Source organism: Stutzerimonas decontaminans (assembly GCF_000661915.1).
In the GTDB taxonomy this organism is placed as follows: domain Bacteria; phylum Pseudomonadota; class Gammaproteobacteria; order Pseudomonadales; family Pseudomonadaceae; genus Stutzerimonas; species Stutzerimonas decontaminans.
In genome coordinates this window covers 1,099,593-1,121,722 of record NZ_CP007509.1, presented here as the reverse complement: position 1 = coordinate 1,121,722, position 22,130 = coordinate 1,099,593, and the positions used below count along the sequence as shown (strand labels likewise).

General features: G+C 60.8%; 21 protein-coding genes and 2 tRNA genes. 13 read left to right on the top strand and 10 right to left on the bottom strand.

All coding sequences use genetic code 11. From position 1 onward, the window contains the following. The first annotated feature begins 32 nt into the window (after window positions 1-32). The 3 genes from UIB01_RS05170 (at window position 33) to UIB01_RS05160 (ending at window position 1,237) form a co-directional block, all read left to right on the top strand. On the top strand, window positions 33-497 hold the full coding sequence (locus UIB01_RS05170) for a hypothetical protein (RefSeq protein WP_038657504.1): 465 nt from the start codon (window positions 33-35) through the stop codon (window positions 495-497). A gap of 98 nt (window positions 498-595) precedes the next feature. Beyond that, on the top strand, window positions 596-850 hold the full coding sequence (locus tag UIB01_RS05165; protein WP_038657502.1) for a YebG family protein: 255 nt from the start codon (window positions 596-598) through the stop codon (window positions 848-850). Between the two features lie 117 nt (window positions 851-967). Continuing rightward, complete coding sequence (locus UIB01_RS05160) at window positions 968-1,237, top strand: DUF3509 domain-containing protein (RefSeq protein WP_038657500.1); 270 nt, start codon at window positions 968-970, stop codon at window positions 1,235-1,237. A gap of 164 nt (window positions 1,238-1,401) precedes the next feature. Here the strand turns inward: UIB01_RS05160 and UIB01_RS05155 are convergent, their stop codons facing one another. The 4 genes from UIB01_RS05155 to UIB01_RS05140 form a co-directional block, all read right to left on the bottom strand. Then, a complete protein-coding gene (locus UIB01_RS05155) occupies window positions 1,402-4,023 on the bottom strand; it encodes a LuxR C-terminal-related transcriptional regulator (protein WP_038657498.1) in 2,622 nt (873 codons plus the stop codon). 251 nt (window positions 4,024-4,274) lie between these two features. Further along, a complete protein-coding gene (locus tag UIB01_RS05150; RefSeq protein ID WP_038657496.1) occupies window positions 4,275-5,636 on the bottom strand; it encodes a DUF1329 domain-containing protein in 1,362 nt (453 codons plus the stop codon). A gap of 102 nt (window positions 5,637-5,738) precedes the next feature. Continuing rightward, window positions 5,739-7,622 (bottom strand): DUF1302 domain-containing protein, encoded by a 1,884-nt coding sequence (locus UIB01_RS05145; protein WP_038657494.1) that lies wholly within the window; start codon window positions 7,620-7,622, stop codon window positions 5,739-5,741. 565 nt (window positions 7,623-8,187) lie between these two features. Continuing rightward, on the bottom strand, window positions 8,188-8,745 hold the full coding sequence (locus UIB01_RS05140) for a hypoxanthine-guanine phosphoribosyltransferase (RefSeq protein WP_038657492.1): 558 nt from the start codon (window positions 8,743-8,745) through the stop codon (window positions 8,188-8,190). A gap of 248 nt (window positions 8,746-8,993) precedes the next feature. Here UIB01_RS05140 and upp point away from each other — a divergent pair, with 248 nt between their 5' ends. The 3 genes from upp to UIB01_RS05125 all read left to right on the top strand — a co-directional run bounded on the left by upp (window position 8,994) and on the right by UIB01_RS05125 (window position 11,288). Continuing rightward, a complete protein-coding gene (gene upp / locus UIB01_RS05135) occupies window positions 8,994-9,632 on the top strand; it encodes a uracil phosphoribosyltransferase (protein WP_003284783.1) in 639 nt (212 codons plus the stop codon). 2 nt (window positions 9,633-9,634) lie between these two features. Further along, on the top strand, window positions 9,635-10,894 hold the full coding sequence (locus UIB01_RS05130; RefSeq protein ID WP_038657490.1) for a uracil-xanthine permease family protein: 1,260 nt from the start codon (window positions 9,635-9,637) through the stop codon (window positions 10,892-10,894). 82 nt (window positions 10,895-10,976) lie between these two features. Then, a complete protein-coding gene (locus tag UIB01_RS05125) occupies window positions 10,977-11,288 on the top strand; it encodes a YkgJ family cysteine cluster protein (RefSeq protein ID WP_038657488.1) in 312 nt (103 codons plus the stop codon). Window positions 11,289-11,348: 60 nt separating this feature from the next. On the opposite strand, the gene UIB01_RS05120 is transcribed toward UIB01_RS05125, so the two are convergent. The 6 genes from UIB01_RS05120 to hemA form a co-directional block, all read right to left on the bottom strand. Continuing rightward, window positions 11,349-11,867 (bottom strand): acyloxyacyl hydrolase, encoded by a 519-nt coding sequence (locus UIB01_RS05120; RefSeq protein WP_038657486.1) that lies wholly within the window; start codon window positions 11,865-11,867, stop codon window positions 11,349-11,351. An 84-nt stretch (window positions 11,868-11,951) separates the two neighbouring features. Beyond that, the gene (gene murI / locus UIB01_RS05115) at window positions 11,952-12,746 is read right to left on the bottom strand and encodes a glutamate racemase (protein WP_038657484.1); all 795 of its coding nucleotides are present in this window, start codon (window positions 12,744-12,746) and stop codon (window positions 11,952-11,954) included. Next, complete coding sequence (locus UIB01_RS05110; protein WP_038657482.1) at window positions 12,739-13,488, bottom strand: molybdopterin-synthase adenylyltransferase MoeB; 750 nt, start codon at window positions 13,486-13,488, stop codon at window positions 12,739-12,741. The genes murI and UIB01_RS05110 overlap by 8 nt, the downstream gene beginning before the upstream one ends. Before the next feature lie 21 nt (window positions 13,489-13,509). Further along, window positions 13,510-14,337 (bottom strand): peptide chain release factor N(5)-glutamine methyltransferase, encoded by an 828-nt coding sequence (gene prmC, locus UIB01_RS05105; protein WP_038657480.1) that lies wholly within the window; start codon window positions 14,335-14,337, stop codon window positions 13,510-13,512. A 38-nt stretch (window positions 14,338-14,375) separates the two neighbouring features. Next, window positions 14,376-15,458 carry a peptide chain release factor 1 gene (prfA, locus tag UIB01_RS05100; RefSeq protein WP_038657478.1) on the bottom strand — a complete coding sequence of 361 codons (1,083 nt, stop codon included), beginning with the start codon at window positions 15,456-15,458 and terminating at the stop codon, window positions 14,376-14,378. Further along, on the bottom strand, window positions 15,455-16,723 hold the full coding sequence (gene hemA, locus UIB01_RS05095) for a glutamyl-tRNA reductase (protein WP_038657477.1): 1,269 nt from the start codon (window positions 16,721-16,723) through the stop codon (window positions 15,455-15,457). The genes prfA and hemA overlap by 4 nt, the downstream gene beginning before the upstream one ends. Before the next feature lie 200 nt (window positions 16,724-16,923). Between hemA and UIB01_RS05090 the strand changes: the two genes are divergently transcribed. From UIB01_RS05090 to UIB01_RS05060, 7 genes are all read left to right on the top strand, one after another. Next, on the top strand, window positions 16,924-18,651 hold the full coding sequence (locus tag UIB01_RS05090) for a tetratricopeptide repeat protein (protein WP_038657475.1): 1,728 nt from the start codon (window positions 16,924-16,926) through the stop codon (window positions 18,649-18,651). Between the two features lie 3 nt (window positions 18,652-18,654). Continuing rightward, the gene (lolB, locus tag UIB01_RS05085; RefSeq protein WP_038657473.1) at window positions 18,655-19,275 is read left to right on the top strand and encodes a lipoprotein insertase outer membrane protein LolB; all 621 of its coding nucleotides are present in this window, start codon (window positions 18,655-18,657) and stop codon (window positions 19,273-19,275) included. After that, complete coding sequence (gene ispE, locus UIB01_RS05080; protein WP_038657471.1) at window positions 19,276-20,130, top strand: 4-(cytidine 5'-diphospho)-2-C-methyl-D-erythritol kinase; 855 nt, start codon at window positions 19,276-19,278, stop codon at window positions 20,128-20,130. Window positions 20,131-20,149: 19 nt separating this feature from the next. Beyond that, window positions 20,150-20,224 (top strand) — tRNA-Gln (locus UIB01_RS05075). A 52-nt stretch (window positions 20,225-20,276) separates the two neighbouring features. Beyond that, window positions 20,277-20,351 (top strand) — tRNA-Gln (locus UIB01_RS05070). Window positions 20,352-20,429: 78 nt separating this feature from the next. Beyond that, window positions 20,430-21,371, top strand: coding sequence for a ribose-phosphate pyrophosphokinase (locus tag UIB01_RS05065; protein ID WP_038665423.1), 942 nt, complete (start codon window positions 20,430-20,432; stop codon window positions 21,369-21,371). Between the two features lie 119 nt (window positions 21,372-21,490). Beyond that, window positions 21,491-22,108, top strand: coding sequence for a 50S ribosomal protein L25/general stress protein Ctc (locus tag UIB01_RS05060; protein WP_038657469.1), 618 nt, complete (start codon window positions 21,491-21,493; stop codon window positions 22,106-22,108). Window positions 22,109-22,130 lie beyond the last annotated feature (22 nt).

The following is a 22,130-nucleotide window of genomic DNA, read 5'->3' as shown; positions in this document are numbered from 1 at the left end:
ATGCTTAGTGACCTGTTCAGCGGTATTCGGCCATGCTGATTGGCGCCTTGCTTATCCTCACCTGGCTGGTGCTGCTGATTCGCTACCCACTTCGAGCCGTTCCCATTTCGCTGGGCGCTGTGCTCGGCCTCGCCCTGGTCGCAGGCTGGGTGCTTTGGCAAGAGCATCGTGAGGAACAGTTGCTTGCGCGGGTAGAGATTCAGCTGATGCATGATCCGCAACGCTGTCCCGGCGCGCAGCCGCTGCACGTAAGCCTGCACAACCACACCAACAAGAAGCTGCAAAGTTTGCAGTGGGAAGTAGCCGCCTACTCGCCAGGCTCACGCACCAATCTTGCGCGGCGCGCCTATGACGCACCGACCTACCAGGGACCTGGCGACCTCCAGCCCGGCGCCAGCTGGGAGTCATGCCTGCCGCTACCGCTGCTGCGTAGCGGCTACCGCGCAGCCACACTGGAATTTCACGCCGAACGCTTGCAAGGGCATTTCGCCAACTGATCTTGGTTTCGTCGAGCACAACGTACTATCAATCTTCGTGCGGGCAGCCCATACTGTACGCATAAACAGTATCAATCTGCCAATGACCGAGGTGGTAAATGGCCGTCGAAGTGGTGTACCGCAGCAGTCGGGACCTGGAGCGTTTGTTCATGGATAAAGCCGAAGCCGATCGTCATGACAAGATGTTGGAGCTGGCTGAGGCACTGGCCGCCGTCCTGCAACAAGCGTCTCCGTCGCTGAGCGAAAAACAGGCTGAGGATATCGGTATCTATATGGCCAGGCATCGCGATCTATTCGCCAAGGCGTTCAAGAGCAGCCCCGAGGCGCTGGCCGAACTGACCGCGCAGGCATGACGCGCGGATAGCAGATCCTGCGTTGGGTTTCCGATAATTTGTGAACGTTGCGCTTGGGAAACTTGTCGTCGCTTTGCCGGGTCCATTGCTGGCAACCCCCTCAAACAGGTACAGGCAATGACGAGTCCATTCCAGAAGATCAGCGATGTGTTTCGTCCCCGCTACAACGTCAATTTCAGCATCGAGAAGCCCGATGGCAGCATCCTGCTGACCTTGACCGGAACGGAAGGCGTTGCTGTGAAGCGCTACATCAGTGCCGACCAGTGGCGCGATCAACAACAGTTGCAGCGATTGATCACCAGCCTGCAGGTCAGTCTGGCCATCGAACGAGGCGAGCAGTTGCCGCAACGGATGTCCCACGGAGGCTTCCAGCCCGCTCCACTGTGATGTCATCAACCTGACTGCCTGCAGGTTGCCGCTCCGCCCCGAAGTTCACCCAACAAAAACAAGAATCCATTTTCGCCTGCTGGCCTTAAGGCTCGCAGCGAGTTGTTGTGCCTGAATTGCGCTGTTTCAGGCGCAACGGTGAATCCCTTCGATGACTTCCGCTCTCAGAGCCAAGCCAGGGCCTTGGCCTTCGCCACCGCCTGAGTACGACGCGCAACTCCCAGCTTCGTGTTGATCCTGCGCGCATGGGTCTTGACGGTATGCAGGGATATGAACAGTTGTTCGGCAATCTCCTGGTTCGAGCACCCCTGGGCAATCAGGCGCAATACTGTCAATTCCCGATTGCTGAGTACCGTTTCATCCGATGCCGTGAGTGTAACCTCGGGTTCCCGCTCGTATCTGAACAGGCGCTGGCGTAGCGACTCGCCCTTAAGCGCGGGAAGCACGCCCGCCAGCCATTGCGGCTGGCGGTGATCCAATTCATACAACGGTTTTACCAGATGCTGCCGAGCAGCCTCCCCAAGGGCCAGACGCAGCTCCAGCTCTGCCTCGGCCGCCTGCCCGTTGGCGTGCAGGGCCTCGGCCAAACTGAAACGGCACTCACAGGCCAAGCCCAGTCTCTGAACCCGCATGTTTCCCTCGATCTGCTCGCGCAGGGCCGGAATCGCCTTCGCCGGCTGCCCCTCAAGAATATCGATCAGCGCAAGATAGCGCCGCACTCTTGGAAGTAGTTCATAGAAGCCGGAGGGGGACAGATAACCCTGCCCTTCATACAACGCCAATACCTGGCCTAATGCGCCTCGCGCTTTGCGTAATTCCCCCTGATGCAACCAGGCCACGCCATTAATCAGAGGCAGGATGCCGCGAAACCTCGCCTCCGGCACATGCCGCCACTGAGAAAGTCGCTCGGCGTCACGCAGCCAGTGATAAGCGCACGCGAATTCCTGATTGCGCGCCGCGAGCTCGGCGAGCCCGACGTAGCCAAAGAAACAGTAAGAGTCTCCGCAGGTTTCGGTCTCGGCCTTGCCGAGCCGGTAAGCATCCTGCGCCGGCGCATCGAGCCCCTGATAAGCCAGCAGGTGTCCCTGCAGCAGCTGCAGTCGGCCAATAAGAGGGCTATGTCGAACCGACTCGCGCAGCGCCTGTAATGCCTCGTTCAGCACTCCCACCGCGCGCTCGAACTCACCTGTCAGTTCCAGCAGCTGAATGCGATCGACACTGAGCATCACCTCGTAAAGCACACTGCCCTTGAGGCGAGCGAGCTTCATGCCTTCGCTGTTGTATTGTTGAGCAAGTTCCAGCTCGCCTTCGGCCATAGCCTGTTGTGTCAGGACCTGATAGCAGAGAACACGTTGAGCCCAGGCATGATCGGACAGCACTTCCAGCGCCTGCAGACAGTTCTCCCGTGCCTCGGGCTCGCCACGCAGGCGCGCAAGAAACCCTCGCAGCGCCTGCCATTGCGCCAGCAACTGAGCCTGCCGACGCGCATCGGGTTGCGGAAAGAACTTAGCCAGTTCGGCCAGGCAGTCGTCCACTTCGTCGAGACGCGCCGAAATGATCAGTGCCCAACCCTGCAACACGATCAGCCGTGTTGTGCTGGCGAACAGGTCCTGAGGCAGCTCGCTTCGCCACTTCAGAAAGCGGGACACGTTGTCCCCAATCAGCAATTGTTCCTGCCCGTAACGCTGCAGGTAATTCGCCGCCACTTCAGGCTGTCCCGCCCACAGCGCGTGTTCTACCGCCTCGCGCATTTCGCCACGGCTGGCGAACCATTGGCAGGCGCGTAGATGCACCTGAGTCGGCACCGAGCTTTCAACTGAGCGCTGTAGCATCAGCGCAAGCGGCTTCCACAACCGAAACCACTCACCACAGTTATCGACCTGTCGAATGAACAGCTGGCGGGTCTTGAGAATATCGAGAATCTCGCGCCCCACACCGTCAAGCACATGGTCGCAGAGCTCTGCGGAGAAACGGGGCATGCGTGCCAGCGCCTTCAGCGCACGGAGCACCTCATCGCTCAACCCCGCCAGCACCTCACGCTGAACGTAGTCCCGTAGCAGGGGGGTTCCGGCAACGAGACGCTCGCGCAACGCCTGCTCATCGGCATTCAGCAACATGAGACAGACACCGGCTGGCCAACCCTCCATCCCCCTCTGCAGCTGCTGGAAAGTTTCTGGAGAGAGTGTCAGCCGATGCGCCTTGAGGACCTGCTCGAGTTCCTCGGCGGTGAACGCCAACGCCTCAGCCTCGAGCTCGTACAAATGCCCTTGCAGCAGGAGACGCGGCAACTTCCAAGCCGGTTGCCGGCGGCTCGACACCCACCAACTGACAGGCGCGGGCCCCATATCAAGGAGCATGTCGAGACATGCATCTAGCTCTGGACTGTAATCACGCGGGTAATCATCCAACATGATCCATAGCGGCTGGCGGACACGACGCAACAGCGCAAGCATGTCATGCTCGCAATCCCGCGCCATGCCGGCCGGCTCACCCAGAGCATCGCTTAGCTGAGCGTACAGGGCCTGAACGGTGCAGTTACGCCCGCCGAGATCCAGCCACACCAGGCGCGTCCCGTCAGGTACCAGCCTAGCGCACTCGCCCATCAGCACGGTCTTGCCAAATCCTGCCGGTGCGCAGATTAAACGCAGACGGCAATCGGTCTCGAGCAGCGCCGCGGCCAATCTTGGTCGCCCAACATGGAGCGGAGGTAGCCGAGGAACCGGTGCGAGTTGCTCTGCGGCGTTTGCCTCTGCACTGAGCGCATCAGGAATGAAGCGTACGGACATGGCAACGTTCTCTTGTTCTAATCAGTCCATTGAAACACAGCGGCGTGTGTGCCCGACATTACGCCCGGTTGTCGCAGCCTTCAGCCAAAACGCTCCTTGTCGTTGCACACCAGCCGCATCGCTGGCTAGCTGTCAGGCAGTGCGGCATGCCCAAACTCCGAGCACCGAACGAAAATTATCATCCACTGGTTCGCAACAAAAAAAAAGGCGGCCAACTTGGCCGCCTTATTCACCTGCCAAATGTCAGTAGATCAGCGCACCCCGGCATTGCGCAGCGCGGCCGGCGTGAAATCGCGGGCAGACGCGCGATAACCGTACTCGTGAGGCTTCTCCTCATTGCTCATACCGATCGCAATGTAGCGGCCGGAAATGATGTCGTAGAGCGCTTCGAAGGCATAAGCCGGCACCTTGTGCTGGTAGTACTGCAGCGAGTGGGCCTCACCGACACGCCAGAGCTGGCCACGACCGTCATACAGCTCCGACTGGACGATGGTCCAGCTGTCCTCGTCGACGAAGAAGCGACGCTTGGCGTAAATGTTGCGCTCGCCGCTCTTGAGCGTGGCCTCGATCTCCCAGACGCGGTGAAGCTCGTAACGTGCCAGATCCTGATTAACGTGGCCGGCCTTGATGACGTCCTTGTATTTCAGATCGCTGGATGCAATTTCATAGCTGTTATAGGGGATGAACAGCTCTTTCTTGCCGACCAGCTTCCAGTCATAGCGATCCGGCGCGCCGCTGAACATATCGAAGTTATCGGTGGTGCGCATGCCGTCCGATGCGGTACCCGGGCCGTCATAGGCCACCTGCGGCGCGCGGCGAACACGACGCTGACCAGCGTTGTAGATCCAGGCCTGACGCGGCTCCTTTACCTGGTCCAGCGAGTCGTGCACCAGCAATACGTTACCCGCCAGACGCGAAGGCGCAGTCACTCGCTGCTTGAAAAACAGCAGCGCGTTCTTGGCGCGTTCCGGGTCCAGATCGGTCATGCCCAGCGGGAACGCCACCTCATCCTCGAAATGGACCATGGTGTAGCTGCCGTTTGTTTGCGGAGTGGCCTGGACGATATTGCGTCGCACGTTTCCGCCGCGATAACGGGTGATGTGGTTCCACACCACTTCCAGCCCGTTTTTCGGGATCGGGAATGCGTAGTAGCGGCTGTCGGTGAAGTTGGCGATACCGTTCCCGCCTTCGACGAGTTCGGTATTCACGGCGCTCTTCTTCGCAGCCTGGTAGATCTCATCCGGCACGGCAACCGACCGGTGAGTGGGGAATACGCGAATCTTGTAGGTTTCCGGATAGCGCTTGAACATTGCCAACTGCCCGGCAGTCAGCTTGTCCTTGTATTGCTCGGCGTTCTGCGCGGTGATGACGAACTTGGGCTGCTCGTCCTTGAAGGGGTTGGTCAGATGCCCGTTCTTCAGCGGAGCTGCGTCGGTCTTGAGACCGCCAGTCCACTCGGGAATGCTGCCGTCGGCGTTACCAGCCTTTTCCGCACCCAGCGGGGTCAGCGAGGTACCAAGCTTGGCCGCTTCCTCAGGGGAAACGGCAGCCATCACACTGCTCGCAAGCAGAGAGAAGGCCAAGACACTGAATAGCTTTCTTGTTGTTTTCATACGATTCCAGTTCCTCTTGATCTTGTTATACGGCCGGAGGCCATGCCTACCGCTATCGCCCGACCGGCGCTTCCTCGCCGGCCGGGCGCCAGGCTGTTCTCCTTAGAAGTTCACGCCGACGCTGAACGCGAGGAAGTCGCGGTCAACCAGCGTGTTGTAATCGCCGCCGAAGAAGTCGGTGTAGGACAGGCTGGCGGTATAGGTGTTCTGGTACTCGGCATCCAGACCGATGCTGACGGCCTTGGAGCCCTCGTTGAACAAGCCGTTCGGGCCATAGCCGTCGACGTCGTGGGAGAACGACAGGTTCGGCTTGAGGTTGATACCAGCGAAGACGTTGTTGTAGTCAGCGATGGTGCGCAGGCGGTAGCCCCAGGAGTTAGCCGTAACGAAACCGTGGCGGCCGTATCGGGCCAAAGCCGCAGGATCGTCGACTGATCCGTAGATGGCGTCTCGCCCATACCGTACGTCGCTTTTGCTCTCAAGCCCACCTACGTGCGCGAAGCCAACTTCACCAACCACTGTGACCCGTCCCGCGCCCAATACCTGATCGAAGAAATGTGTAAACGTGGTCTGAACTTGAGTGATTTCTTTCCGGTTATAGCCGCGATTGTCTGCCCCTTCCGCCGTTGCGACAGGGGACGCGGCATTGCCGGTAAGGCCTATGGAAAGCGGGTTAAGCAATGCACGCGTTATGTCCTGAGTATTGATTTGGACGGGTGCGTTTGGCCGATAGCTGATCTCGCCGCCCCATGCCGTGCCGGTAGGTAGTGTCGTGGAGAAGCTCAGCCCATATAACTGGATATCTTCCGGGTACTCCAAATAGTAACGACCATTACCCAACGCTGCGGACTGCAGAAGACCGCCAGCTACTTCCTGGACACAAGCCGGGGTATTGGCTCCAAAAACAGCCGGATCGCAAGGCCCCCCCGGTACAGCTACCGCACCACCGACAGCCCCACCGAAAGCGGGATTGGTTGCCATACCAAGTATGCCGCTAGCGGTCTGGGTACTTACGATCGGTGTGCGGCTGTGGTAGTTCATGAAATACGCGCCGTATTCGGTTGCGTCCCCAAGCCAGCGCAGAGCTAAGCCAAACTGACCTGAATCACGAGCATCTCGGTCCCCTGATCTTGGGAGAACAACCCCCTCAGGGGTCACGTCAAAACCTTGGCCAAAAGCTGCGGAAATGGGTTGTAGCGGAGCAATCGCAGGGTTGCCGGCGTGGTAATTGTTGTCACAACCATCCTGAGCGACATCTACTGCGAAGAACGTCCCGCAATTGTCGACAATTGTCTGATCCCACTCCAGCTGATAGAACGCCTCCATGCTCAGGCGGTCGCTCAGACTTTGAGAGATGTAGAACATATTAACGGGAATTAGACCCTCTTTGATCTCGGCGCCGGGACGGCGGAACGCAGCCGCGTCCAACGGATTGATGGAGTTGATGCTGTTTCCGATAAATGTACTTTCACCCCAGCTAACCACTTGTCTACCGAGGCGGACAGTTCCGGGCAGATCGCCAATTGCATAATTGTGATAAACGAATGCATCTAGGATCTGCGCACCGGAGGACTGAGCGGCCTCCTTACGATTGCTATCGCTGATGTCTTTGAAAAGGCGCCCCTCGTCCTTCAGCTCAAAGTCGTACCAATACTTGCCACGAATAAAAGCACCGCTGTCGCGATAGCGGAGTTCGAGATCATGCACGCCTTTAAAAATCTTGGAGAAGGTTTCGCCCTTCTTGAAGTTCAGACGCCCGTCATCCCCCGTCTGAGTAAAGCCAGTACCACCGTTATTGATCCCCACCAAATCCATATCACGATCAGTGGTCGACCAGCTGGCACCGATGGACATGGACGAGTCGAATTGCCCCTCGATCTCGCCGATATTGAAGTTCACAGCGTATGCCGGGGCAGCGATGCTCAGCGCTACGGCGAGAGCTAGAGACTTCGGCTGGAAGATTCCTTGCCTTGTTGTTTTTGTCATGAGGCGCTCCTGGTTGGTTCGAAGTGCGTCAACCCTACCCAGACGTCGAGGGAGGGTTAAGCGCACTAAGGTTTGATTTAGCTTGTAATCCTTTAGTGTTAATAGCCTTTCCAGCAGTGGCTTTCAGCATGATGGGCCTTGGCCATGCGCATTAAGGACGTCCTGAGCTTAGCCGCGATTGCAAAGGCCGCAAAGCCCGGCGCAGAGCCTTTGCGCTCCCGGCCATGAAGAAATGCTGGCCAGTTATCCTAAAGTTCAATTCATGACGGCGATATCACCCACCAATCCAGTCGAATGACCCGCGCCACCCCGACTACCAACGCCGGCTGATCCCAGGCTATGAATGGGGGCAGTCGCGAGCACCGCCGATGAAGAGCGTTACTTTCGTGCGCAGGATGGGGCGAAACGAAACAGCAAGCAGGTGGAAGCTGCGCTAAGGTGAAGACTCAACTGCCAGTCGAGCTGTCGCCTCGAAGGGAACGTGCCAGAAAAGGCGGCCGACGAGTTCGTCTGCGCACCCGTTGCGGGTGCGCATAGCTATGGGCATGGCCCTGAACTCGAACTTTTACAGTCCTTTCACCGCATAGATGCCCGGCGCATTACGCCAGTAACCTTTGTAGTCCATGCCGTAACCGAATATGTAGCGATCAATGCAGCTGAGACCGACGTAATCCGCCTTCAAGTCAGGACGCGCCTTGCGCTCGTGGTCCTTGTCGATCAGCACCGCGGTATGCACCGCCGCCGCGCCTGCGTGCCGACAGAAGTCGATGATAGCGCCTAGGGTGTGGCCTTCATCCAAGATGTCGTCGATGATCAACACGTCGCGATCGATAAACGAAACTTCGGGCTTGGCCTTCCAGAACAGCTCACCACCGCTGGTTTCGTTGCGGTAACGGGTCGCATGCAGGTACGACAGTTCCAGCGGGAAATTCAACTTTGGTACCAGCTTGCCGGAGAAGATCAGGCCGCCATTCATTACGCAGAAGACCACAGGATTGCGATCAGCCAGCTCGCCATTGATCGTTTCCGCGACCTTGGTGATCGCTGCTTCCACTTGCTCTTCGGTGTACAGGCAGTCTGCCTCCGCCATGACTTGACGAATATGTACGAGATCGACGGACATGATGCGATTCCCCTCAGAAGATGAGTTTCAGAGCGCCAGATGACACAGGCAGCTCACTTGGTTGAATCGCCGTACCTGAACAGCGAAAAACCTGACCGAACAGCCGACTTTCAGCCGTCCGCGAAAGGGCGTGGAAGATACCCACCCCCGCGGGCTGCAGCAAGTCTGCCGGCCGAATGACACGCGAATAGCCGCTGACCCGACGATGCTTTAATCTAAGCCGGTTTATTTGCCCGCCGGAGCCCAAAATGCCCATTCGAGAGATCCGCCACCCGCTGATCCGCCACAAGCTCGGCCTGATGCGCCGCGCCGATATCAGCACCAAGAACTTCCGTGAACTGGCTCAGGAAGTGGGCTCGATCCTCACTTATGAAGCGACTTCGGACCTGCCGCTGGAACACTACAGCATCGACGGCTGGTGCGGCCCGGTGCAAGTGGAGAAAATCTCCGGGAAGAAAATCACCGTCGTACCCATTCTGCGCGCCGGCATCGGCATGCTCGACGGTGTACTCAGCCTGATTCCGGGCGCCAAGGTCAGTGCGGTAGGCATCGCGCGCAACGAAGAGACGCTGCAGGCACAGACCTACCTGGAGAAGCTCGTTCCAGAGATCGAACAACGGTTGGCCATTATTATCGACCCTATGCTCGCTACCGGCGGGTCGATGGTCGCCACCATCGACATGCTGAAAAAGGCCGGCTGTAAGGAGATCCGTGCGTTGGTGCTGGTCGCGGCCCCGGAAGGCATCGCCGCTGTAGAAAAAGCGCACCCGGATGTGCTGATTTTCACCGCGTCCATTGATGAGCGTCTCGACGAGCACGGCTACATCGTTCCAGGCCTGGGCGATGCCGGCGACAAGATCTTCGGCACCAAGCAGAAGGACATCTAAGCATGTCGCATACCGACGAGCCGCTTGGCCGGCAGGTGCTGGCTGGCGCGCAAATGCTATTCGTCGCCTTTGGTGCTTTGGTGCTGATGCCGCTGATCACTGGCATGGACCCCAACGTGGCCTTGTTCACCGCCGGACTTGGAACCCTGCTGTTCCAAGTAATCACCCGGCGCCAGGTGCCGGTTTTCCTGGCATCCAGCTTTGCCTTCATCGCGCCCATCATCGCGGCGAAAGGTGAGTTCGGACTCCCGGCCGTAATGGGCGGCGTAGTCGCTGCCGGACTTGTCTACATGCTGCTCGGCTTCGCCGTGCGCCTGAAAGGACCCGGCTTCATTGACCGCCTGCTGCCGCCTGTGGTCATCGCCCCAGTGATCATTTCGATTGGCCTCGCGCTGTCGCCTGTGGCGGTGAACATGGCGATGGGCAAGGCTGGTGACGGCAGCGCACAGCTGATTCCATACCAGACTGCGATGCTTATCTCGATGCCGGCCTTGGTCACTACCTTGCTGGTAGCGGTGTTGGGCAAAGGGCTGTTCCGCCTGGTCCCCATCCTGGCTGGCGTTGCGGTCGGCTACGGACTGTCATTCGCGTTCGGCGTGGTCGACACCAGCGGCATCGCCGCCGCGCCCTGGCTGGCAATGCCCAACTTCGTTGCCCCCGAATTTCACATCGGCGCGATTCTGTTCATGGTTCCGGTCGCTTTGGCACCGGCCATCGAGCACATCGGAGGCGTGGTCGCCATTGGCAGCGTCACGGGTAACAACTACGTCAAGAAGCCTGGCCTGCACCGCACCCTGTTCGGCGACGGCGTGGCTACGTCCGCAGCAGGTTTGTTCGGCGGCCCGCCCAACACCACCTACGCCGAGGTGACCGGCGCGGTAATGCTGACCAAGAACTACAACCCGAAGATCATGACCTGGGCGGCGATATTCGCCATTGCCCTGGCATTCATCGGCAAGTTCGGCGCCGGCCTGCTGAGCATCCCGGTCCCAGTGATGGGCGGCATTCTCTGCCTGCTGTTCGGCTCGATCGCAGTGGTCGGCCTGAGCACACTGATTCGCCACCAGGTTGACCTGTCCGAAGCACGCAACCTGATCATCGTCTCGGTGACGCTGGTGTTCGGCATTGGCGGCATGGCCATCGGCTACGGTGAGTTCACCCTCTCCGGTATTTCGCTGTGCGCCATCATCGCCCTGCTGCTCAACCTGCTGCTTCCGGGCGGTGAAGGCTGGCGCAACAAGCAGCTGAACGAAGAGCCTTGAAAGATGCGGCACCGGCCAGCGCTGGTGCCGCCACTCGCTATCTGGCGCGCGCCCGGCTGGACGTATCGACTAGACTGGCGCAATGAACGACTCGACCATCCCCCACCAGCAACTTGAAGACACCTCGGTGAGCTGCGCTACCTGCGCGGCCTGCTGCTGCCGACTCGAGGTGTTGCTGTTCAGCGATACCGGCGTACCGGAGCGATTTATCGACACAGACGCATGGGGTGGTGAAGTCATGCTGCGACTGGAGGACGGCTGGTGCGCAGCGCTCGATCGGGACAGCATGCGCTGCACGATCTATGCAAATCGCCCATTGATCTGCAGGGAATTCGAGCTGGGCTCGGAGGATTGCCAGGAGGAGCGCAAGGGCAGCGCCACGGCATATGACTGAGACAGCTGACGGGTGCTGCAGGGCGCACGACACACCCTGCAGCGGTTGGAACAGGCTCGCTTAGAACGCCATGCGGTAATGCAGGGCGTAGCTTTCGACACCATCGTTCGGCTTCTTGATGCCGGCATTTGAATAGTGGATTGCGCGCACGCCCACCTCGTGGCCACCGGCGAAACGCAGACCAGCGCCGAGGCGATCCTCGAACTGGAAAGACGAACCCAGACGATTGCCCTCGACCTCGGTGTTCTCGAACGCCGCGACGCCGATGCCTGCCTCGACATACGGCTTGACCGACTCACCCGCGAATTCGTAGACGAATACCGGAGCCAGCGAAATGCTGTGGTTGCTCGACGACTCGTCACCTTCCCAGTAGGTGTAACCGGCATCCCAGTAACCAGTCAGGCGACCCACGCTGGTCTGGAACCAGCTCTTGTTGAAGTCGAATTGCGCACCCAGCCGATAAGTCATGGTCGACTCGTCGGTCTGACCAACCGCAACGGTAAAGTCTACGGCGTGGACAGCCGCCATTTGCCCTACGGAAAGCGCCGCCACGGCAGCCAGGGAAAACAGTTTTTTCATGGGAACTTCCTTATAAAAAACACTGCGTTTGTTTGGTTATTAATTGTCAGCATCAATTGAGAAACCCGGCTGAGTCGGGAGTTCCTAGCCAGAAAAGAACTCAACCTCGACGTTTTCACCCCAAAGTATAGGCAGGACACGGGCCATTCGCTGCGGATCGCCACTGCAATAAAAACGCTGCGTGGCTCCTCCGCCAGCGAGCAAGTGGCGCTCTGCCAGCAACTCGCTCAAGCGTCGCGCCACGGCCGCTCCGGTATCAATAAGATGGACGTCGGCAGGCAGCAACGCCGTCAGCAGCGGCCGGATGAACGGATAGTGCGTACAGCCCAGAATCAGCGTATCGCAGCCCTGCGCCAGCAGCGGCTCGATCCAGCCGATCAACATTGCGCGGGTCTCAGGACTGTCCAGATCGCCTGCCTCGATGCGCTCGACCAGGCCGGGACATGGTTGGGTGATGACACGTACATCGGCGGCAAAGCGATCAAGCAATGCCGCGAACCTCGCGCTCTTCAGCGTCCCCGTCGTCGCAAGCACGCCGACGACGCCGCTACGCGTGGCCTGAGCGGCGGGCTTGACGGCCGGCTCCATGGCGACGATCGGCATTAGTGGATAACACTCGCGCAGCTCGGCGACCCCGGCAGCCGTCGCGGTATTGCACGCCACCACCAGCGCCTTGGCACCTTGCTCAACAAGAAAGGCGGCAATGATGCGGCAGCGCTCGCGGATGTACTCCGGGCTCTTCTCGCCATATGGCACATGCGCGCTGTCAGCCAGGTAGAGCAGGGATTCGTTGGGCAGGCATTTACGTATTTCGCGCAGTACCGAGAGTCCGCCAACCCCTGAGTCGAAGACGCCTACGGGCGCGCTGCCGTCAGTCACGACCGCACACCGTGCAACGTGGGTCGCGTTTGACGCGCATTTCGCGGAATCGACTGCTCAATGCATCAATCAAGAGCAGCCGACCAATCAGAGGCTCACCAAAACCTGCCAGCAGTTTCAGCGCTTCCAGCGCTTGCAGGCTGCCGACCATACCCACCAGCGGGCCAATCACACCGGCCTCACTGCAGGTCAGCTCGGCTTCGCTACCGTGCCCGTACAGGCAGTGATAGCAAGGGCTCGTTTCGACTCGTGGATCGAACACCGACAGCTGTCCTTCAAAGCGGATCGCCGCACCACTGACCAAGGGTTTCTTGGCCTTCACGCAGGCAGCGTTAACCGCTTCACGGATGCCGAAGTTGTCCGTGCAATCGAGCACCAGATCGACCTGGGCGACCGCCGCATCGAGCGAATCGGCGTCCAAACCGCTGCGATATGGCACTAGCCGCACATTTGGGTTGAGTGCCTCCAGCCGGAGCATGGCCGAGTCGACCTTGTGCAGGCCCAGTGAGGGAGTGTCATGGGCAATTTGCCGCTGCAGGTTGGTCAGATCCAGGGTGTCGAAGTCGGCAAGATGCAGTTCACCGACGCCGGCAGCGGCCAGATAGAGCGCCACCGGCGAGCCCAATCCGCCAAGCCCGACTATCAAAGCCCGGCTTTGCTTGAGTCGCAGCTGCCCCTCGATATCGACCTGCTTGAGCAGGATCTGCCGACTGTAGCGCAGCAGTTCTTCGTCACTCAGCATGCTGGACCTCACGAAACAGAATCATGGCAGGCGGCCAAGGCTGATGCGCTCATGTCCACCCAGATCGAGCCGGCTCTGCACATCTTCGAAGCCACCGGAAACCAGCAACGTGCGCACCACTTCGGCTTGGTCGTAGCCGTGCTCCAGCAGCAGCCAGCCGGCCGGCAGCAGGTGCGCGGGAGCTTGGTGGATGATCGAGCGAATGTCGTCCAGCCCGTCCGCGCCTGCGACCAGCGCACTCTGCGGTTCGAAACGCAGGTCGCCCAGCTGCAGGTGCGGGTCGCTGGCCGGAATATAGGGAGGATTGCTGACGATCATCTCGAAGCGCTCCCCGGCCAACCCGGCAAACCAGTGGCTCAAGACAAACGCGGCGTTGCGCAGGCCGAGGCGCTGCCGATTACGCTCGGCCAGCGTCACGGCCGCCTCGACGCGGTCGACACCACAGAGCTGCCACGCCGGACGTTCAGCCGCCAGCGCCAGCGCGATTGCGCCAGTTCCAGTGCCCAGATCGAGCACTCGAGCCGGGGTTGCGGGAAGCAGCTGGAGCGCGGTTTCGACAAGCAACTCGGTGTCCGGCCGCGGAATCAGCGTATCCGCCGCCACTTCCAGCTCTAGACTCCAAAAGCCTTGGCGCCCGAGGATATAGGCGACGGGCTCTCCCTGCCGGCGCCGCGCCAGGTGCGCGGCGAAGCGCTCGGCGCACTCCGCCGACACCTCGCGCTCCGGCCAGGTGCGCAGATAGCTCGCCGACTTGCCCAGCGCCGCGGCGAGCAACCACTCGGCATCCAGCCTGGCGCTCGGCGAGTCCGGCAGATCGGCACTTTGCAGTAGGGACTCGATGGTTGGCATTAATTGCTCGTCGGTAGCGCGGCGCGCAGCAGAAGGGATCAGTCGCCCAGCGCAGCCAGCTGATCGGCCTGATATTCCTGCAGCAGGGGCTCGATGACCTGCTCCACGGAGCCGGCGATCACTTCGTTGAGCGAGTACAGCGTCAGGTTGACCCGGTGGTCGGTGACGCGGCCCTGGGGGAAATTGTAGGTGCGGATACGCTCGGAGCGATCACCGGAGCCGACCAGCAGTTTGCGCGTCTCGGAGATTTCCTTGTGCGCCGCGGCGTCCTGGCGGTCCTGCAGCTTGGCGGCGAGCCAGGCCATGGCCTTGGCGCGATTCTTGTGCTGCGAACGCTCTTCCTGACACTCGACGACGATGCCGGTCGGCAGGTGGGTGATGCGGATCGCCGAATCGGTCTTATTGACGTGCTGCCCACCCGCCCCGGAGGAGCGATAGGTGTCGATGCGCAGCTCGGCCGGATTGATTTCCACCGCCGCTTGTTCATCAGGCTCCGGCAGGACCGCCACGGTGCAGGCCGAGGTATGAATACGCCCCTGCGATTCGGTTTCCGGCACGCGTTGCACCCGGTGGGCACCGGACTCGAACTTGAGCTTGGCGTAGACGTTGTCGCCCTCGACGCGGGAGATCACTTCCTTGTAACCGCCGTGCTCGCCCTCGCTCTCGGAGAGAATCTCGACGCGCCAGCCCTGCTTCTCGGCATAGCGTGAATACATGCGGAACAGATCGCCGGCGAAGATTGCCGCCTCGTCGCCGCCGGTGCCGGCGCGGATTTCCAGGAACACGTTGCGCCCGTCGTTCGGGTCCTTGGGCAGCAACATGCGCTGCAGATTGGCTTCCAGGGTTTCGAGCTGCACCTTGGCCTCGGCGACTTCCTCCTCGGCCATCTCGCGCATGTCGGGATCGCTGTCCTTGAGCAGCGCCTGGGCGCCTTCGAGGTCCTGCTGGACCCTGCACAGCTGGCGATAGGCGACGATCACCGGCTCGACTTCGGCGTATTCGCGCGAATAGGCGCGGAAACGAGTCTGGTCGCTGATGACTTCGCCGTCGCCTAGCAGCGCGGTGAGTTCCTCGAAACGGTCCTGCAGGATGTCCAGCTTGTTCAGCAGCGAAGCTTTCATGGTTTTTCCGTGCCCTCGTGCAGGGCGAAGAGTTCCTGGGCCATGCTCAGCGCCTCGACGCGGCCCTCGGCGGAGAGTTTCTTCAGCTGCACGCTGGGTGCGTGCAGCAGCTTGTTGGTCAGGCCCCGGGCCAGCTGCGCGAGGACATCCTCGGCGCTGCCGCCATTGGCCAGCAGGCGCTGGGCCTTGCTCAGCTCATCGTCGCGAATCCGCTCGGCATGCTGCCGATAGGCCTTGAGCACATCGACCGCGGCCAGTTCGCGCAGACGCTGCATGAAGTCTTCGGTGCCGGCGGCGACCAGTTCCTCGGCGGCCTGGGCGGCACCCTGGCGGCTTTTGAGGTTCTCCGCGACCACCTCGTGCAGATCGTCAACCGTATACAGATAGACGTCGTCCAGCTCACCGACCTGCGGCTCGATATCCCGTGGCACGGCGATATCGACCATGAACATCGGCTTGTGCTTGCGCCGCTTCAGGGCCTGTTCGACCGCGCCCTTGCCGAGGATCGGCAGCTGGCTGGCAGTGGAACTGATGACGATGTCGCTGTTGTGCAACTCATCCGGGATATCGGCAAGCAGAATGGCATGGGCGCCCAGTTCAGCGGCCAGCGCACTGGCGCGCTCGAGCGTGCGGTTGGCGACGACGATCTTCTTTACGCCCTGCTCATGCAGGTGGCGCGCCACCAGGGTGATGGTCTCCCCTGCGCCGATCAGCAACGCTTGGCTGCGCTGCAGATTGCTGAAGATCTGTCGCGCCAGGCTGACTGCGGCAAAAGCGACGGAAACCGGGTTCTCACCGATGGCGGTATCGGTACGCACGGTTTTCGCCGTGCTGAAGGTCGCCTGAAACAGCCGGCCAAGCAGTGGACCAACGCTGCCGGCCTCGCGGGCGACCGCATAGGCAGACTTCATCTGTCCGAGAATCTGCGGCTCGCCCAGCACCAGCGAGTCAAGCCCCGAGGCGACGCGCATCATGTGGCGCACGGCCTGATCGTCGACATGCACATAGGCGCACGCCTTGAGCTCGTCGAGACTGAGGCGGTGATAGTTGGCCAGCCAGGCCAGCACGGCGTCGGCTTCAACCTGATCCTGCTGCAGATACAGCTCGCTGCGATTACAGGTCGAGAGGATCGCCGCTTCACGGGTCGGCGTGACGCGACACAGCTGTCGCAAGGCCTCGACCATCTGGTCGGGCGTGAAGGCTACGCGCTCGCGGACGTCCACCGAAGCGGTCTTGTGATTGATGCCAAGCGCGAGGAAAGCCATGCAGAATCGCTGATTCGAAAACAGAGCGCGCAATTCTCCTACTTCGACAGATGGAGAACAACCATTGCCCTCGATTGTCGGATTCGATTGGTACGGCCGATTGCCTACCGAACCGGCCTGCACCCCCAATAGGGGCCATGGGCTTGACCTGCGGCTTGTGTCATCATGCCGCGACCGCATACAGCCGTACATTTCCCTTTATGAAAAGACTCGCCGCACTTGCCGCCCTGCTGTTGATCGGCGGCTGCCAGACATTCACGCAGCAAGCACCCGATAGCAGCCCACCGGTAGAGGACGCTGCGGCGGAGAGCTCCGCCGGCGACGCGGCAGAGTATGGCTCGTTCAGCCGCCAAACCCTCTATGCGCTGCTGGTCGCAGAGCTGGCCGGGCAGCGTAATCGCTTCGATATCGCGCTGGGCAACTACGTCCAGCAGGCGCATGCAACGCAGGATGCCGGTGTCGCCGAGCGCGGCTTCCGCATCGCTGAGTACCTCGGCGCCGAGCAGGCCGCACTGGACACGGCGTTGATCTGGGCACGCAACGCCCCGCAAAGCCTCGACGCACAACGCGCTGCTGCCGTGCAGCTGGCCCGCGCCGGCCGTTACGAGGAGTCCATGGAGTTCATGGAGAAGGTCCTGCAGGGCCAGGGCGACACGCACTTCGATTTTCTCGCGCTTTCGGCATCAGAAACCGATCCAGACACGCGCGCCGGCTTGCTGCAGAGCTTCGACAAACTGCTGCTCAAGAATCCAGACAATCCGCAGCTGACTTTCGGCAAGGCCGTTCTACTCCAGCAGGACGATCGCAGCGAGGAAGCACTGGCCCTTCTGCAGAAGCAGCCAACCAAGCAGCGTCAGATCCCCTCGATTCTCCTCGAAGCCCGCCTGCTGCACAGCTTGCAGCGCAGTGATGAAGCATTGCCGCTACTCGAGAAAGCCCTGCGCCAGCATCCGGAAGACAAGCGCCTGCGTCTGACTTATGCACGCCTGCTGGTCGAGCAGGAACGCCTGGAAGACGCCATGGGCGAGTTCGCCACACTGGTCCAGCAACATCCGGCCGATGACGATCTGCGCTTTTCCATGGCGCTGGTCTGCATGGAGGCCGAAGCCTGGCGTGAGGCCACCGTCTACCTGGAAGAACTGATCGAGCGCGGCAGCCACGTCGACGCGGCCTACTTCAATCTCGGGCGCGCCTATCAGGCGATGGGCCGAAATATCAAGGCGCTGGATGCACTGGCGCAGGTCGGTCCGGGCAACGAATACCTGCCGGCGAAACTGCTGCAGAGCCAGCTGCTCTACGCCAGCAAGCGCGACCAGGAAGCCTCAGCGGTGCTCGCCGATGCGCGTCAGCAGCAACCGGACTACGCCATTCAACTGTACCTGATCGAGATCGAAGCGCTCTCTGAACACAAGCGCATCGAGCAGGCATGGAAGCTGGCGGAGCAGGCGCTGGAGGAGTTCCCCGATGACCTCAACCTGCTCTACACCCGCGCCATGCTCGCCGAGACGCGCGGCGATCTGGCCCAGCTGGAACGTGACCTGCGCTTCATCATCGAGCGCGAGCCGGACAACGCCATGGCCCTGAACGCACTCGGCTACACCCTGACCGACCGCACCAACCGGCACGACGAGGCCTTGCAGCTGATCGAGCAGGCCTACCAGCTCAACCCCGACGACCCGGCGATCCTCGACAGTCTTGGCTGGGTCAACTTCCGTCTGGGCAATCTGACCGAGGCCGAAGCGCTGCTGCGTAAGGCTCTGCAGCGTTTTCCCGACCATGAAGTGGCGGCACATCTGGGCGAAGTGCTGTGGACCCTGGGTGAACGCAGCGAGGCGCGCGCGGTCTGGTCCAGAGCACTCAAACTACAACCTGACAGTGAGATCTTGCGCGAAACGCTCAAGCGGCTGACGGGATCGGAGAAGCCCTGACCCATGTCCCTGCTGAAAAAGCTTCTTGCCCCCTGCCTTGCTCTCCTGCTTGCCGGCTGCGCCGGGCTCGGACCACGCGAATCGGTTGAAGGCCCCGGCAGCGCAGCGGCCTGGAAACAGCACCGCCATCAGGTCGAGACGCTCGATGGCTGGCAGATCAGCGGCAAAATCGGCATTCGCGCACCACAGGAATCCGGCAGTGGCACGCTGTTCTGGCTGCAACGCCAGGACTATTTCGATATTCGCCTGTCTGGCCCGCTAGGCCGCGGCGCCACGCGCCTCACCGGCCGGCCAGACGCCGTATCACTGGAGGTGGCCGGCCAGGGCCGCTTCGAGGCCGCTTCTCCAGAAGCGCTGGTACAGGCGCAGCTCGGCTGGCAGCTCCCGGTATCGCACCTGCTCTGGTGGGTGCGTGGCGTGCCGGCGCCAGATAGCCGCAGCCGCTTGACGCTGGACAGCGAGAGCCGCCTGGCACACCTGGAGCAGGACGGCTGGCAGGTCGACTATCTCGCCTATGCAGAACACAATGGCTTCGTTCTGCCCGAGCGTATCCGCCTGCAAGGTCACGACCTGCAGATCACCCTGGTGGTCAAGGACTGGCAACCACGCCAGCTGGGCCGTTGAATGCTGACACTGCCAGCACCCGCCAAGCTCAACCTGATGCTGCACATCACCGGCCGTCGTGCCGACGGCTATCACGAGCTGCAGACGCTGTTCCAATTCCTCGATTACGGCGATGAACTCTGCTTTAGCCTGCGGGAAGACGGCGAAATCCGTTTACATACCGCGCTCCCCGGGGTCGACCACGACAGCAACCTGATCGTCCGCGCCGCGCGCCTGTTGCAGCGCGAGAGCGGCTGCTCTTTAGGCGCCGATATCAGCCTGCTCAAGCGTCTGCCCATGGGCGGCGGAATCGGGGGTGGCAGTTCCGATGCAGCGACCACCCTGCTCGGCCTCGACCACCTGTGGCAACTACATCTGAGTGAAGACCGACTCGCTGAGCTGGGGCTTACCCTGGGCGCCGACGTACCGGTGTTCGTCCGCGGCCGGGCGGCATTTGCCGAGGGGGTCGGCGAGCGCCTGCATCCGGTGGATTTGCCCGAACCATGGTTCCTCGTAATCGCGCCGCAAGTCTCTGTTAGTACAGCGGAAATATTTGCCGACCCAGAGTTGACACGTAATACCCCGGCCATTACAGTTCGCAGCCTTCTTGCAGGGGGCGGTCATAACGACTGTCAGCCGGTGGTCGAGAAGCGTTACCCAGAAGTTCGTAACGCTTTGAGCTTGTTGAACAAATTTGTTCCGGCAAGCATGACTGGCACTGGAGCTTGTGTGTTTGGGAGCTTCCCAAACGAAGGCGAGGCTGATAAAGTCCGCCGCCAACTTCCAGACACTTTGCCGAGTTTCGTGGCCCGTGGTCGTAACGTTTCGATGTTGCACCGAAGCCTTGAAGAACTGGCACAGGAAGCGAGTGCGTAGCACACAGGTTGTACGATACAGGGGCGTCGCCAAGCGGTAAGGCACCAGGTTTTGATCCTGGCATGCGTTGGTTCGAATCCAGCCGCCCCTGCCATAACCTCCCAAGGTTCGTACGACTGCAACAGCACCAATGAAGTTGACCCTACAGGGGCGTCGCCAAGCGGTAAGGCACCAGGTTTTGATCCTGGCATGCGTTGGTTCGAATCCAGCCGCCCCTGCCATACACTTGAAGCTGTTCAAGAGCTTGCCTTTTGAACAGCTTTTTATTCATCGGACCCACCCTCAGGCAGGTACTGCGCGTGTCCAAGATGATGGTCTTCACGGGGAACGCCAACCCCGACCTGGCCCGGCGTGTCGTACGTCAGCTGCATATCCCCCTCGGTGATGCCTACGTCGGTAAGTTCTCCGACGGCGAAATCAGCGTCGAGATCAACGAGAACGTTCGCGGTAAGGACGTTTTTCTGATCCAACCGACCTGCGCTCCGACCAACGACAACCTGATGGAACTGGTGGTGCTGGCCGACGCCTTCCGCCGTTCCTCGGCGTCGCGAATCACCGCTGTGATCCCCTACTTCGGTTATGCCCGCCAGGATCGTCGTCCGCGCTCTGCTCGCGTACCGATCAGCGCCAAGGTCGTGGCCGACATGCTCGACGTCGTTGGCGTCAACCGTGTTCTGACCGTCGACCTCCACGCCGACCAGATCCAGGGTTTCTTCGACATGCCGGTGGACAACATCTACGGCTCGCCGGTGCTGGTCGATGACATCCAGGCTCAGCGCTTCGAGAATCTGATGATCGTCTCCCCGGACATCGGCGGCGTGGTCCGCGCGCGCGCTGTGGCCAAGTCGCTCGGCGTCGACCTGGCGATCATCGACAAGCGTCGCCCGAAGGCCAACCAGTCCGAAGTGATGCACATCATCGGCGACATCGATGGGCGTACCTGCATCCTCGTCGACGACATGGTCGATACCGCCGGCACTCTGTGCCATGCAGCCAAGGCGCTGAAAGATCATGGCGCGGCCAAGGTCTACGCCTACTGCACGCACCCGATCCTGTCTGGCCGTGCCATCGAGAACATCGAAGGTTCGGTGCTCGACGAGCTGGTGGTGACCAACACCATTCCGCTGTCGGCAGCCGCACAGTCCTGCACCCGAATTCGCCAACTGGACATCGCGCCAGTGGTGGCTGAAGCGGTTCGCCGCATCAGCAATGCCGAATCGATCAGCGCGATGTTCCGCTAAGCGAAAGCTTCGCGAATCGCACTGAACGTAATGTGCCCCGCCTCGCGCGGGGCTTTTTGCCCAACAGCCCGAGCGCTGGTCGCAAGCGCGACAGGTAATGTTGCTACTGGAGAATCACCATGAACGATTTCACTCTGAATGCCCAAGTGCGTTCCGACCTGGGGAAAGGTGCGAGCCGCCGCCTGCGTCGTAACGCCGCCCTGGTTCCGGCCGTCATCTACGGTGGCGACAAGGCCCCGCAGTCCATCAGCATCCTGGCCAAGGATTTCGCCAAGCTGCTGGAGAACGAAGCCTCCTTCAGCCACGTTCTGACCCTGAACGTCGATGGCCAGAACGAATCCGTCCTGATCAAGGCGCTGCAGCGTCATCCGGCCAAGAGCTTCGTGCTGCACGCTGACTTCGTGCGCGTCGTTGCCGGCCACAAGCTGACCGCCACCGTTCCCCTGCACTTCATCAACCAGGAATCTTCCGTGGGCGTGAAGCAGCAAGGCGGCGAAATCCTGCACAACCTGAACGAAGTCGAAGTTTCCTGCCTGCCGCAAGACCTGCCGGAATTCATCGAAGTCGACATGTCCAACGTCGAAGTCGGCCAGGTTCTGCACATGACCGATCTCAAGCTGCCGAAAGGCGTTGAGCTGGTCGCCCTGGCCCACGGCAGCGACCTGCCGGTTGCCAACGTTCACGCTCCGCGCGTGAGCAAGGAAGACGCTCCGAAAGAAGAAGGCGCTGCCGAGTAATCCACTCGCATAGCCAAAGAAG